13 protein-coding genes are annotated in these 13,438 nt (G+C 59.0%); 1 reads left to right on the top strand and 12 read right to left on the bottom strand.

The features are described 5' to 3' along the window. Positions 1-135 precede the first annotated feature (135 nt). From gltX to ACFQZG_RS26315, 4 genes are all read right to left on the bottom strand, one after another. Entirely contained in the window at positions 136-1,587 is a 1,452-nt protein-coding gene (gltX, locus tag ACFQZG_RS26300; RefSeq protein ID WP_378157711.1) for a glutamate--tRNA ligase, read from the bottom strand. Positions 1,588-1,616: 29 nt separating this feature from the next. Next, positions 1,617-2,093: a 2-C-methyl-D-erythritol 2,4-cyclodiphosphate synthase gene (ispF, locus tag ACFQZG_RS26305; protein WP_378157712.1), complete on the bottom strand. Its 477-nt coding sequence runs from the start codon at positions 2,091-2,093 to the stop codon at positions 1,617-1,619. Between the two features lie 6 nt (positions 2,094-2,099). Further along, entirely contained in the window at positions 2,100-2,789 is a 690-nt protein-coding gene (ispD, locus tag ACFQZG_RS26310; RefSeq protein ID WP_378157713.1) for a 2-C-methyl-D-erythritol 4-phosphate cytidylyltransferase, read from the bottom strand. Between the two features lie 93 nt (positions 2,790-2,882). Beyond that, positions 2,883-3,971 (bottom strand): PIN/TRAM domain-containing protein, encoded by a 1,089-nt coding sequence (locus tag ACFQZG_RS26315; RefSeq protein ID WP_378157730.1) that lies wholly within the window; start codon positions 3,969-3,971, stop codon positions 2,883-2,885. 197 nt (positions 3,972-4,168) lie between these two features. On the opposite strand from ACFQZG_RS26315, the gene ACFQZG_RS26320 reads away from it, so the two are divergent. Beyond that, entirely contained in the window at positions 4,169-4,564 is a 396-nt protein-coding gene (locus ACFQZG_RS26320; protein WP_378157714.1) for a nucleoside triphosphate pyrophosphohydrolase family protein, read from the top strand. Positions 4,565-4,690: 126 nt separating this feature from the next. Here ACFQZG_RS26320 and pssA read toward each other — a convergent pair whose 3' ends face one another. The 8 genes from pssA to ACFQZG_RS26360 form a co-directional block, all read right to left on the bottom strand. Then, positions 4,691-5,437 (bottom strand): CDP-diacylglycerol--serine O-phosphatidyltransferase, encoded by a 747-nt coding sequence (pssA, locus tag ACFQZG_RS26325; RefSeq protein WP_378157715.1) that lies wholly within the window; start codon positions 5,435-5,437, stop codon positions 4,691-4,693. Between the two features lie 112 nt (positions 5,438-5,549). Next, on the bottom strand, positions 5,550-6,656 hold the full coding sequence (gene disA / locus ACFQZG_RS26330) for a DNA integrity scanning diadenylate cyclase DisA (protein ID WP_378157716.1): 1,107 nt from the start codon (positions 6,654-6,656) through the stop codon (positions 5,550-5,552). A gap of 17 nt (positions 6,657-6,673) precedes the next feature. After that, positions 6,674-8,041, bottom strand: a complete 1,368-nt coding sequence (radA, locus tag ACFQZG_RS26335; protein ID WP_378157717.1) for a DNA repair protein RadA — start codon at positions 8,039-8,041, stop codon at positions 6,674-6,676. A gap of 64 nt (positions 8,042-8,105) precedes the next feature. Beyond that, positions 8,106-8,285, bottom strand: coding sequence for a hypothetical protein (locus ACFQZG_RS26340; RefSeq protein ID WP_378157718.1), 180 nt, complete (start codon positions 8,283-8,285; stop codon positions 8,106-8,108). 195 nt (positions 8,286-8,480) lie between these two features. Then, complete coding sequence (locus ACFQZG_RS26345; RefSeq protein ID WP_378157719.1) at positions 8,481-10,925, bottom strand: ATP-dependent Clp protease ATP-binding subunit; 2,445 nt, start codon at positions 10,923-10,925, stop codon at positions 8,481-8,483. Positions 10,926-10,962: 37 nt separating this feature from the next. Continuing rightward, positions 10,963-12,027: a protein arginine kinase gene (gene mcsB / locus ACFQZG_RS26350; protein ID WP_378157720.1), complete on the bottom strand. Its 1,065-nt coding sequence runs from the start codon at positions 12,025-12,027 to the stop codon at positions 10,963-10,965. A gap of 18 nt (positions 12,028-12,045) precedes the next feature. Beyond that, positions 12,046-12,558, bottom strand: coding sequence for a protein-arginine kinase activator protein McsA (gene mcsA, locus ACFQZG_RS26355; RefSeq protein ID WP_378157721.1), 513 nt, complete (start codon positions 12,556-12,558; stop codon positions 12,046-12,048). Between the two features lie 27 nt (positions 12,559-12,585). Then, entirely contained in the window at positions 12,586-13,047 is a 462-nt protein-coding gene (locus tag ACFQZG_RS26360; RefSeq protein ID WP_378157722.1) for a CtsR family transcriptional regulator, read from the bottom strand. Between the last annotated feature and the right edge of the window lie 391 nt (positions 13,048-13,438).

A 13,438-nucleotide genomic window follows, 5' to 3' on the forward strand; every position in this document is an offset into this window, starting at 1 on the left:
GGACATTCGCGGGGCGAAACGTACTTTCCTGATCGTCGCACATGTTCGATATAAAGCTAAGTATATCCCAACGCCCTACGGGTGACAAGAGACGTTCGCGTCCTCGCATTCGCCGCAACCGAGCGTGCCAGTCGACTAGCCCAGACGCTTCAACACGCGATCCCGTCCGAGCAGCCAGATCGTGCCGTTCAGGTCCGGTCCGTGCATTTGTCCGGTCAACGCGATGCGGATCGGCATGAACAATCCTTTGCCCTTCACGCCGGTCTCGGTCTGAACTGCCTTGATCAGCGCCTTCATGTTGTCGACGGAGAAGCCTTCCTCTCCCGCCGCTTCCACTTGTCCGCGGAACGCCGCAAGAACGGTCGGCACCGTAGGCTCCGCCATCACCTGCTTCGCTTCCTCGTCAAGTTCCGGCAAGTCCGAGAAGAACAGATCCGAGAGCGATACGATCTCGGCGCCGAAGCGCAGATGGTCGCGGAACAGGCTCACGAGCGCGTTCGCCCAAGCCAGCTCTTGCTCGCCCGGCTCTTGGCTTAACCGCCCCGCCGCCTTCAGATGCGGCAAGCACAGCGCGACGACTTGCTCGTGCGACGCTTGCTTCACATAATGCTGGTTGATCCAGTTGAGCTTCGCCGTATCGAACACGGCAGGGCTCTTGGACAGCCGGCTCGCGTTGAAGATGCCGACGAGCTCCTCGCGCCCGTAGATCTCCTGTTCGCCCTCCGGCGACCAGCCGAGCAGCGTAATGAAGTTGAACAAAGCTTCCGGTAAGAAGCCGAGCTTGTCGTATTGCTCGATGAATTGAATGATCGATTCGTCGCGCTTGGACAGCTTCTTGCGCTGGTCGTTGACGATAAGCGTCATATGGCCGAATTCCGGCGGCGTCCAGCCGAACGCTTCGTAGATCATCAACTGGCGAGGCGTATTCGTGATATGGTCTTCCCCGCGCAGCACGTGCGTGATCGCCATCAGGTGATCGTCGACCGCGACCGCGTAGTTGTAAGTCGGAATGCCGTCCTTCTTGACGATGACGAAGTCGCCGAAGTCGTCGCCGCTGAACGAGATGTCGTTCTTGACCGTATCGTTCCACGCGTACGTCCGTCCCGCCGGCACCGTGAACCGCACGCTCGGCACGCGGCCTTCCGCCGCGAACTTCTCGCGATCGGCATCCGTCAGACCCCGGCAGCGTCCGGAGTATTTCGGCGTCTCGCCGCGCGCGGATTGCTCTTCGCGTTCCCGCTCCAGCTCTTCCTCGCTGCAATAGCACAAGTACGCTTGCTTGTTCTCGAGCAGCTTCGCCGTATGAGCGGCATAGAGATCGAGTCGCTCCGTCTGGCGGTAAGGGCCGTATTCGCCGACCTTGTCGACGCTCTCGTCCCAGTCGACGCCGAGCCACTTCAAGTAAGTGAGCTGGCTCTCTTCGCCGCCGGCGATGTTGCGCTTCAGGTCCGTGTCTTCGATGCGGATGATGAATTCCCCGCCGTGATGGCGAGCGAACAAGTAGTTGAATATCGCCGTGCGCGCGTTGCCGATATGCAGATGTCCCGTCGGGCTCGGCGCGTAACGTACGCGAACTTTAGTAGACATGATGATTCCCCCTTATCGAAATAACCCCGTTAAGCCTTCACCAGACAGACGACCGCTTGGGCCGCGATGCCTTCGCCGCGGCCGGTGAAGCCGAGCTTCTCGGACGTCGTCGCCTTCACGTTGACTTCGGACTCCTGGCCGCCGAGCGCCTTCGCGATGACCGCGACCATCCGCCCGATGTACGGCGCCATCTTCGGCGCTTGCGCGATGATCGTCGCGTCGACGTTGCCGAGCTTATAGCCCCGCTCTATCGCCAGCGCCCATACGCGCTCGAGCAGCTTGACGCTGTCCGCGCCTTCATAGGCCGGATCCGTATCCGGAAAATGCTTGCCGATATCGCCCAGCGCGAGCGCCCCGAGCACCGCGTCGCTAATCGCGTGCAGCAGCACGTCCGCGTCGGAATGACCGAGCAGCCCTTTCTCGTAAGGAATGTCGACTCCCCCGATAATGCACGGTCTGCCCTCCACGAGCTGATGCACGTCGAACCCTTGTCCTACTCGAATCATCGTCCGTTACTCCTCCTTAAGCCGCCGGGAGAGCAACAGCTCCGCGATCGGCAAATCTTCCGGCGTCGTTATTTTCAGATTGCTATAGTCTCCGTTCACGATGGCGACTTTGCGGCCCAGCCGCTCGAGCAGCATCGCGTCGTCCGTTGCCGCCGCCCCTTCCGCGCGCGCGAGCCGGTGCGCTTCCATGAGCTCCTCGCGGCGGAACGCCTGCGGCGTCTGCACGCCCCACAGCGTGCTGCGCTCCGGCGTCGCGACGATGTAACCCGCTCCGTCGGATACCTTGATCGTATCCTTCACGGGTACGGCGAGCGCCGAGGCGCCGTGTTCTTCCGCGGACCGGCAGCACGCTTCGATCTGCTCGGGCGTTACGAGAGGCCGCGCCGCGTCATGGATGAGCACGCCTTCCGTCCGCAGCGCCGACAGCCCGATATAGACGCTGTCTTGCCGCTCCGCTCCGCCGCGCACGATCGCGCCCACCTTCGCGAAGAGTCCGTCCCGTACGATCGCCTCGATGCGGGACTCTTCTCCCGGCGCGACGACGATCGCGACGGAAGAGACCGCCGCGCACGACTCGAACGCCGCTAGCGCATGAGCGAGCACCGGGCGTCCGCCTAACGGCAAGTATATTTTGTTATCCGCCGAGCCCATCCGGGTTCCCCGACCCGCGGCGACGACGACCGCTCCCCAATCCATCCGAACGATTCTCCTCTGCAAGGCCGATATGTAAACGTAAGAAAGACGGGACCGTAACGCGCGTCCCGCCCGTATTCTTCCTATCATACCCTGTCAGAGCGCTTTTTCCAATAGCTTCGGCTTCGCGAAGATCATCCGGCCCGCCGACGTCTGGAGCACGCTCGTCACGAGCACCTCCATCGTCGTGCCGATGAAGTCCCGGCCGCCTTCCACCACGATCATCGTGCCGTCGTCCAAGTACGCGACGCCTTGTCCGTGCTCCTTGCCGTCCTTGATCACCTGAACGACGATCTCCTCGCCGGGAAGCACGACGGGCTTGACCGCGTTCGCGAGATCGTTAATGTTGAGCACCGACACGCCCTGCAGCTCGCACACCTTGTTCAGGTTGAAGTCGTTCGTGACGACTTTGCCCTTCATCGCCTTCGCCAGCTTCACCAGCTTGCTGTCCACTTCGCCCGGTTCTTCGTTCACGTCCTCGTAGATGAGCACCCGAACGTCGAGCTCCTTCTGGATTTTGTTCAGAATGTCGAGGCCCCTGCGGCCGCGGTTGCGTTTGAGCAAGTCGGACGAGTCCGCGATATGCTGCAGCTCCTCGAGCACGAATTCAGGGATGACCAACGTTCCTTCGATGAAGCCCGTCTTGCAGATGTCCGCGATACGTCCGTCGATGATTACGCTCGTGTCGAGTATCTTGTGTTCCTCGAAGCGAGGGCCCTCGTCTTTGCCGGTCTCCGCGACTTTGCGCGAACGCAGCAGATCGCCGAGTTCTTCCCGCTTGCGCATGCCGACCCGGATGCCGGCGTAGCCTAGCGTCAGCGCCGTCGCCGCGGCCAGCACTTCTCCGATATGGGGGATATCGGTCACGAACGGATACAGGAAGGACGATAGCGCAAGACCGAACGTTAAGCCCACCGAGCCCGACAGCAGATCTCCCATCGGGAATACGGAGAGCCGGTCGATTCCCCGTTGCACCGCGCGGGCGAGCGGATTCGCGATCGACGAAGCAAGCATGAGGCCGACGAACGCCCCTACGGCCGTCGCGAATAGATTGCCCGAGCCGGAGCTCGCTCCGATGAGCGGATCGAGCAGCTGCGCGCCGCCGTTCGTCCGCCATGCCGACATTTGTTGCCCGAGCAGGGCCCCGATCAGCACGCCGGCGATTTGAATGACTCTTCTCATCATCATTAATGATTCACTCCTAACTTGTAAAAAGGTCGCAATTATCGTTACTAGTATGTTCCAATTTTCGGAAAGCTAATCGCCCTTCCGGGCCGTTCATTAAAGTTCGCCCATTTTACGATCTTCTTTTGAATTTCCCTTCTCCTTGCTCTATAATGAGAGGTGGAAAAGTAAATTAAAGGTAACCGAGGTGGGAACGGATGAGCGCACCTACGCTCCAGCAATTCCAGAGTCAGGTGTCGGAACTGTTGCTCCGTCATCGCAGCTTGCTCGATGTCGTAACCAAGTACAGCCAATCCAATGCATCCGTCAATCGGGCCGTAGCCAAGTCGATCACCGAGTGCGGCTGCATCGAACTTAACGCAAGGAACCAAGGCTTTTCCGCCGATATGGAGCTCGACCAAGCGCATCGGCAATCCAAGTCCCATATGGAAGGCCAGTTGTGCGAGCATTGCCAGGAGGCCATCCGGAACGAGCTGGGCAAGAACCTGTTCTACATGTCCGCGCTATGCAACGCGCTGGACATCAACCTGCAGGATGTCGTCAACAAAGAAGCCGAGAAGTGCTCGACGCTAGGATGGTTCAATTTAACTTAATAGCTTCGTCATACGTAGAAAGACGCCTCCGACTCCGCTCGCCGCGGGTGGAGGCGTCTTTGTATTCGCTAAAAAAGCACCGGAAACCCTCATTCGGGTTGTCCGATGCTTTCGGAGTATTCGCGTTTAAGCGCTGTGCTTGGATTGGGATTCTTCCTCTTCTTCGTGACCGTGGCGTCTTTTGTTACGCAATCGTCTTGGCAATAGCCGTTCAACGTTTTTTTTTAGGCCCCAGAGCGCGTAGACGAGCAGCAGCGCGAGGATGACTTTCGGAATCGCTTCTTGGAACAAGTACGCGAGCACCGCGGCGCCGGCGACGACGATCGGAATCGACCACATGGCCGCCTTCGGCAATCCGAGCTTCTTGAAGTTCGGATACTTCATGTTGCTGACCATCAAGAACGATAACGCCAGGGTGCTGATCAGGAGCAGCGAGTAATGAAGTTCCGAGTGGAACAACGCCAACGTCGCGAGCACGCCGCCCGCCGCCGGAATCGGCAAGCCGATGAAGTAGCCGGGAATACCGTCGATGACGTTGAAACGCGCAAGGCGAAGGGCGCCGCAGATCGGGAAGATCGCCGTTACGATCCAAGCCATCGCGGGGCTTACGTCCAAGAACGCGGCTTGATACATAATGAACGCGGGCGCGACCCCGAAGGAGATGACGTCCGATAAGGAATCCAATTCTTTGCCGAACTCGCTTTGCGCGTTAAGCGCGCGCGCGACCCGACCGTCCAGCCCGTCCAGTAGCATGGCGATGATCACCAGCAGTGCCGCACTGTTCGGTTCGTCGTTGAACGCCATTATAATCGCGATCACGCCCAGGAACAGGTTCCCGATGGTGAACAAATTCGGAATCGATTTCGTGATCATGGTTGCCACCTCGACTTTACTATGCCCTATGGGACTGAAGGTTAAGCGCCGCGCATGGGCGCATCAAATGTTGGCGAATCGTGATGAAAGACCAGCTTCAATTGTAGTCCCGTTAAATCTGTCTGTCAATAAACACCTGTTCTTGAATTCGTTTCAGACCTTCCTTGATCGTCCGCGCGCGCACTTCGCCGATGCCGTCGACCTCGTCCAGCTCTTCGATCGAAGCCATGACGATATGCGGCAGCGCGTTGAACCGGTCGACCAGGTTGTGAATGATGATGCTCGGCAGTCTCGGAATTTTGCTCAGCATGCGGTAGCCGCGCGGCATGAGCCCTTCTTCCGCCACCGTGCTGAGCGAAGGATAGCCCAGCAGACGGATAAGCAGCGCCGAATCGAGCAATTCCTCGGACGACAGCTTGCGGACCGCCGCTTGGATCTCCTTCGCCTTCTCGTCGCTGTCGTCCTTCGCGTAGTCCTTCAGCAGCAGCCACGCCTCTTCCTCCGCCGTGCCGACCAGCTCTTCCTTCTGCATGCTGATGAGCCGGCCTTCGTTGCCGAGCTCGAGCACGTAGCGATTGATCTCGGTCTTGATCCGAAGCACCATTTCGGCCCTCTGGAATACGTGGGCGACCTCATGCATGGTAACCAATTCTTCGTATTCTAATGCGGACAAATTCGTCAGCGCCTGGGTAAGCACCGCGCGGTACTTCTCCAGCGTCTGGATCGCCTGGTTCGCCTTCGTCAGGATAACGCTCATATCCTTCAGCGTATATCGCAAGTTGCCCTGATATAAGGTAATGAGGTTGCGCCGCTGCGAGATCGAGACGACCAGCTTGCCCGTCTGCTTCGCGACGCGCTCCGCCGTCCGGTGGCGAATGCCCGTCTCCGTCGAGGTAATCGTATGGCTCGGGATGAGCTGCGTATTCGCGTACAGAATCCGTCTCGCGTCTTCGCTAAGAATAATCGCCCCGTCCATCTTCGCGAGCTCGTATAAGTAGTTCGGGCTGAAGTCGCAATTAATGGAGAAGCCTCCGTCCACGACTTCCATCAGCTCCGGGCTGTTGCCCACGACGATGAGAGCGCCGGTCTTGGCGCGCAGCACGTTCTCCAGACCGGCGCGAAAAGGGGTGCCCGGCGCCACGATCTGCAGCAGTTGATCCATCTTCTCTTGCTGCACCTGTTCTTTATCCTTGTGCTCTTTCTCTTTGGCATCTTTCATGATGTTAGCGATACCCCCTATTCCAACGCTGCTTTGAGCGCTTCGGCGACCGACTTGACCCCCCGCAGCTCGATACCCGCCGGCGGCTGCCAGCCCTTCATGCTCGCTTCCGGCAGGATGACCCGCTTGAAGCCGAGCTTGTGCGCTTCCTTCACCCGCTGCTCCGCTCTCGATACCGCCCGCACTTCGCCCGTCAATCCTACTTCGCCGAACACGACGTCGTAAGGCCGCGTCGGCATGTCTTTGAAGCTTGACGCCAAGCTGACCGCCGCGGCCAGATCGGCCGCAGGCTCGTCGAGCTTGACTCCCCCCGCGACGTTCAAGTACGCGTCCTGGTTCTGCAGGAACATGCCCATTCGCTTCTCCAGCACCGCGATGACGAGCGACATGCGGTGATGATCCAGTCCCGACGACATCCGGCGAGGCGATGGAAAATGCGTGGGCGCAACGAGCGCCTGCAGCTCGACGAGAACCGGCCGCGTGCCTTCCATGCTCGCCACGACGGTCGACCCGGATACGCCGAGCGGCCTCTCGGACAGGAACAGCTCCGACGGATTCGTCACTTCGCGAAGGCCGTCCTCCGTCATATCGAAGATGCCGATCTCGTTCGTCGAACCGAAGCGGTTCTTCACCGCGCGCAAGATGCGATAGGAATGATGGCGTTCGCCCTCGAAATACAGCACGCAGTCTACCATATGCTCGAGCAGGCGCGGACCCGCGATCGCTCCTTCCTTCGTCACGTGGCCGACGAGCACGGTCGCGACTCCGTTCACCTTGGAGATGCGCATGAAATGCGCGGTACACTCCCGGACCTGCGCCACGCTGCCCGGCGCGGAGGCGATCTCCGGCCGATAGACGGTCTGAATCGAGTCGATGACGAGGAAGTCGGGCTCGACTTCCGTAATCGCTTCCTCGATGACCTCGAGATTCGTCTCGCACAGCACGTATAACCTATCGTTAAGCGCGCCCAGCCGATCGGCGCGCAGCTTCGTCTGGCGAACCGATTCTTCCCCCGAGACGTACAATACCTTCAACCCTTGCGCGGATAGCGCGTGCGACGTCTGCAGCAACAGCGTCGACTTGCCGATGCCAGGGTCTCCGCCTACGAGCAGGAGCGATCCCGGCACGAGTCCGCCGCCGAGCACACGGTTCAGCTCGGACAAGCCGGTCGGGACGCGCGGTTCGCGCCCGCTTTCTATATCTATGATCGAACGCGCCTTTTCTTTCGTACGATGAAGTCCGCCCCGTCCGACCGGCCCTTTGACGACGGTCTCCGTCTCCTCGACCATCGTGTTCCAGGCGCCGCAGCCCGGGCATTTGCCTAGCCACTTCGGAGATTCGGTGCCGCATTCGGTGCAAGCGAACTTGCTCTTGATCTTGGCCATGGACTGGTACTGCCCCTTCCTTCTATACCTAGAAGTTTACCATGTCCTGGGCGCAAGAGAAACCTTAACGGAACCATTTCCATGCCAGCCAGACAAGCAAGACAAGTACGATCAGGCCGCCGGACATCCAGACCAGCGCCATGAACAGCTTCAGGAATACGATGAGCAATACGACGGCAATTATACCTCCGAGCAGATTGTGAATGAGACCGCTCCAGCCGCTGCCGCCTTTTCTACGAAACATGGGCACTCTTCTCCCTTCATGCGGACATGCAAAAACTCCCCGCGCCAATCGCCGAAATCGGCGGCACGGGGAGCTTTCTTACCGCAATGCGCTTACGCTAGCTTATGACTAGCCAAGCCCAAGGGTGAAGCTTGCGGCGAATCTATCGTTCGCGGCATTAAATAATTAGTTGCTTATGTCGTTATCTAACGCAACTCAGCTATTGGACGCGACCTCGTCCTTCTGTCTGACGACTAAGCCGCCTTCCTCCTCGTCGATGACGAGCGTGTTGCCTTTGTTGATCTTGCCCAAGAGCAGATCCTCGGACAAGCGGTCCTCGATATGCTTCTGGATCGCGCGGCGAAGCGGTCTGGCGCCGTACTGCGGATCGAAGCCTTCCTTGGCGAGGAAGTTCTTCGCGGCTTCGGTAAGGTCGAAGCTGATGTCGTGCTCGACCAGGCGCTTGCGAAGGTCGTTGGCCATCAGCGTCACGATCTGGGCGATATGCTCTTCGCCGAGCGGGTGGAAGACGATCGATTCGTCGATCCGGTTCAGGAACTCCGGACGGAACGACTTCTTCAGCTCTCCGAGCACTTTGTCCTTCATGTTCTGGTAGTCGCGGCCCGCGTCTTGGGAAGCCGTGAAGCCGAGCGTGGAGTTCTTCTTGATCTGCTCCGCGCCGACGTTGGACGTCATTATGATCAGCGTGTTGCGGAAGTCGACGGAACGGCCTTTCGAGTCCGTCAGACGGCCGTCCTCGAGCACTTGCAGCAGCACGTTGAACACTTCCGGATGCGCCTTCTCGATTTCGTCCAGCAGGACGACCGAGTACGGCTTGCGGCGGACTTTCTCGGTGAGCTGGCCGCCTTCCTCGTAGCCGACGTATCCCGGAGGCGCTCCGACGAGACGGGACGTGGAGTGCTTCTCCATGTACTCCGACATGTCGATTCGGATGACCGCGTTCTCGTCGCCGAACATCGCTTCGGCGATGGCGCGGGCCAGCTCCGTTTTACCTACGCCCGTCGGACCGAGGAAGATGAACGAGCCCATCGGACGCTTCGGATCCTTCAGGCCGGCGCGGGCGCGCCGGATAGCGCGGGCGACCGACTTGACCGCTTCTTCTTGGCCGATGACGCGGTCGTGCAGAATACTCTCCATCTTCAGCAGTCGCTCGGTCTCTTCCTCCGCGAGCTTGCTGACCGGAATACCGGTCCAGCTGGCGACGACTTGAGCGATATCCTCCGGCGTCACCTCGGAATCGGTGCGTCCTTGCTTCTCTTTCCATTGGTTCTTCGTCATGTCGAGCTCTTCGCGAATTTTCTGTTCCGTGTCGCGAAGCGCCGCCGCCTTCTCGAACTCCTGGCTTTGCACCGCGGCGTCCTTCTCCTTGCGGATATCCTCGAGACGCGATTCGAGCTGCTTCAAGTTCGGCGGTACCGTATACGAGTTCAGGCGCACCTTGGATCCGGCCTCGTCGATGAGGTCGATCGCTTTGTCCGGCAGGAACCGGTCGGTAATGTAGCGGTCGGACAGCTTCACGGCAGCGACGATGGCGTCGTCCGTAATCTTCACGCGATGATGCGCTTCGTAACGGTCGCGCAAGCCGTGAAGGATCTGAATCGCTTCGTCAGGCGTAGGTTGATCGACCGTGATCGGCTGGAACCGGCGCTCGAGCGCGGCGTCCTTCTCGATATACTTGCGGTATTCGTCCAGCGTCGTCGCGCCGATGCATTGCAGCTCGCCGCGGGCGAGCGCGGGCTTCAGGATGTTGGACGCGTCGATCGCGCCCTCCGCGCCGCCTGCGCCGATGAGCGTATGCAGCTCGTCGATGAACAGGATGACGTTGCCGGCTTGACGGATTTCGTCCATGATCTTCTTCAAGCGGTCCTCGAATTCGCCGCGGTACTTCGTGCCCGCCACGACGGAACCCATGTCGAGCGTCATGACGCGCTTGTCGCGCAGCGTCTCCGGAATCTCGTTATTGATGATGCGCTGCGCGAGTCCTTCGGCGATCGCCGTCTTGCCGACGCCCGGCTCGCCGATGAGCACCGGATTGTTCTTCGTCCGGCGGGACAGCACTTGAATGACGCGCTCGATCTCCTTCGCGCGGCCGATGACCGGATCGATGTTGCCGTCGCGCGCGCTGGCCGTCAAGTCGCGAGCCAAGCCGTCTAGCGTCGGCGTGCTGACGTTCGCGGACGGACCGTGACTCGATTGTACGCTCTCGTTGCTGCCTAGCAGTTGAAGCACTTGTTGGCGCGCCTTGTTCAGGCTGATGCCGAGATTATTCAGTACGCGCGCCGCGACGCCTTCGCCTTCGCGGATGAGGCCGAGCAGAATATGCTCCGTGCCCACGTACGTATGTCCTAGTTTACGCGCTTCGTCCATCGACAGTTCGATGACCTTCTTGGCGCGCGGCGTGTATGCGATGTTGGTCGGCTGCTCTTGTCCGCGACCGATCAGGGATTCCACCTCGTCCTGGATTTTCTCCAATCCGAGACCGAGCGCGATGAGCGCCTTCGCGGCGATGCTCTCTCCTTCGCGAATCAGGCCGAGCAGAATATGCTCCGTGCCGATATTGTTGTGTCCCAGGCGTACAGCTTCTTCCTGAGCCAATGCTAACACCTTCTGCGCGCGTTCAGTGAATCTTCCGAACATCATGAGACAACACCTCCCTAATAGAATTAGAATAAAACATTTATGAATGAGTTGCCAGTCTCGAACGAATAAATCGGGCTCGCGACCGGTCTCTCTCCTCCGGAGTCATCGCTTCGCCGAACGTCATCTGCAGGAATCCCGGCTGCGTCGCGACGAGCAATTCGTTCAGGATGCGGTCGTTCAGTTCCGGCATTAAGCCGAGATGGACGCCGAGCCGCAGATCCGACAGCCGCTGCGCCGCTTCCTTCGAATCCATGATGATCGCTTGCGACAGCACGCCGTAAGAGCGGCGGACGCGGTCCTCTACCCTGGGACCGTTCTCCGCGAGGAGCTTGCCTCTGGCGGACCTCTCGTGCTCGATCATCTGCTTGGCGACTTGATGCAAGTTCTCGATGATCTCTTGCTCGGATTGTCCGAGCGTAATCTGATTCGATACCTGGAACAGGTTTCCTGTCGCTTCGCTGCCTTCGCCGTACAGACCTCGCACGGCCAAGCCGACTTGCGTGACGGCAGTCAGGATACGGTTAATCTGGCCGGTCATGACGAGCGCCGGCAAGTGCATCATCACGGAAGCCCGGATACCGGTTCCAACGTTCGTGGGACAGCTCGTTAAGTATCCGTGCTTCTCGTCGAACGCGTAGTCGACCTGCTCTTCGAAGATGTCGTCGATCTTCGTTGCCCGATCCCACGTCTCCCGGATGTGGAAACCGGGACTTAAACATTGAATGCGAAGATGGTCTTCTTCGTTAATCATAATGCTCACGTCTTCGTTATTGCTTAATATTAATGCGCCGTCCCGCGATTCATTCGCCAAGTTCGGGCTAATCAGATGTTTCTCGACCATGACCAGCTTCTCGAGCTCGGTCAGCTCCGAGAGCCGAATCCGCTCCAGCTGTCCGAGACCGTTCAGCCTGCCGCTCTCCGCCACGCCGAGCAGCTGCTCGGATACGGACGAGGCGTGCGTCGGCGTCGCCATCATGGGAAAAGGCATTCCCCGCAAGTTGCGGGCGATGCGTACGCGGCTGCTGATCACGACGTCGGTATCCGCGCCTTCGGCTTCCATCCATTCGCTAAGCGCGTGATTCACATATTTACGATTCGCCACTTGCGCCTTACCTGCCTTTCAGCTGCTCATTTCTTTCTCTAGCTCGCGGATGCGGTCGCGCAGTTGCGCCGCGGATTCGAAGTCCTCGCGCTCGATGCGCCCCTGCATCTCCTTCTTCAACCGATCGATCTCGCGCTTCGTCTTGAGACGGCCGCCCGCTCGCTTCGGCACTTTTCCGACATGGACGGTATTGCCGTGAACCCGTTTGAGTAGCGGATCCAACCGTTCCGCGAACTGCTTGTAGCAATGGCTGCAGCCGAAACGTCCGATTTTGCTGAATTGCGCGTAGGTCATGCCGCACGTCTCGCATTTGACCGCTTGTTGCTTCGCGGCCGCGTTCGCGCCGGCCGATTCGAAGTCGAGCAACCCGGAGATCAGGTTATGGATGGAGAATCCGCTTGACGTGCCGGGTATCAATTCGCCCTTGTCCCTCGCGCACGATTCGCAAATATGCAGCTCCGTCTTCTCCCCGTTAACGATTTTCGTAAAATGCAGCGTAGAAGGTCTCTTGCCGCACTCCTGGCATTGCATGGCATCGCCTCCTTTCCTAAGTACGAGCTACTTGGCAAGCAGCGTAACGAGCATCGCCCTAAGCAGCTTGGCGCGAATCTGGTCTCTTAGCGGCAGACCGAGCGCCAACGTCTCGCGTGTTATCGCCGCGCGGATCAGCCGGGCTTCGCGCTCCGAGAGGAAGTCGGCCTCCTCTAATTGGTATATTAACCCTTCCGCGGCAGTTTGATCGATCTCCGCGCCGACCGTATGGGCCACGTGCCGCTGGAGCGTCTCCAGGGACGGCAAATCGACCCGCTGAATGCGGATGTAACCCCCGCCGCCGCGCTTGCTCTCCACGTGGTAGCCCTTCTCGAGCGTGAAGCGCGTGCTGATCACGTAATTGATCTGTGACGGCACGCAGGAAAACTTATCGGCCAATTCGCTCCTTTGGATTTCGACGGAACCTTCCGAGCTGCCCTGCAAAATTTGCTTTAAGTAATGTTCGATTAGATCAGAAATGTTACGCATCGCTCATCTCCTTCCGGAGTCATCGCCATCTTGTTCGTCGGTCGACGGTTACTTCTTCTGACTTTGACTTTCTTTGACTATAACCTCATTATACGCATTATCAGATTATTTGCAACTCTGTCGGGCTCATGCAGTTCCTGAAATGAAGTATTCGCAAAAAACGGGCGGATTAGTTACGGGAAGCAAGTGGGGAATCGAGGTTGTCGGAGATGGCCGCGCGAACGACAAAAACCGCCCCTAAGGACGGTTCTCGAATGTATATATGGCTTGCGCCTTGAAAACTGGATGCGAAACAAAGCGTTGGTGAAAGTTTGAAACATCCGTGGCCATCCGTGTCATTAGGATAAGCCCTCGACCGATTAGTACTCGTCAGCTGCACGCGTTGCCGCGC

Source organism: Cohnella sp. GCM10027633 (assembly GCF_042675445.1).
GTDB lineage: Bacteria > Bacillota > Bacilli > Paenibacillales > Paenibacillaceae > Cohnella.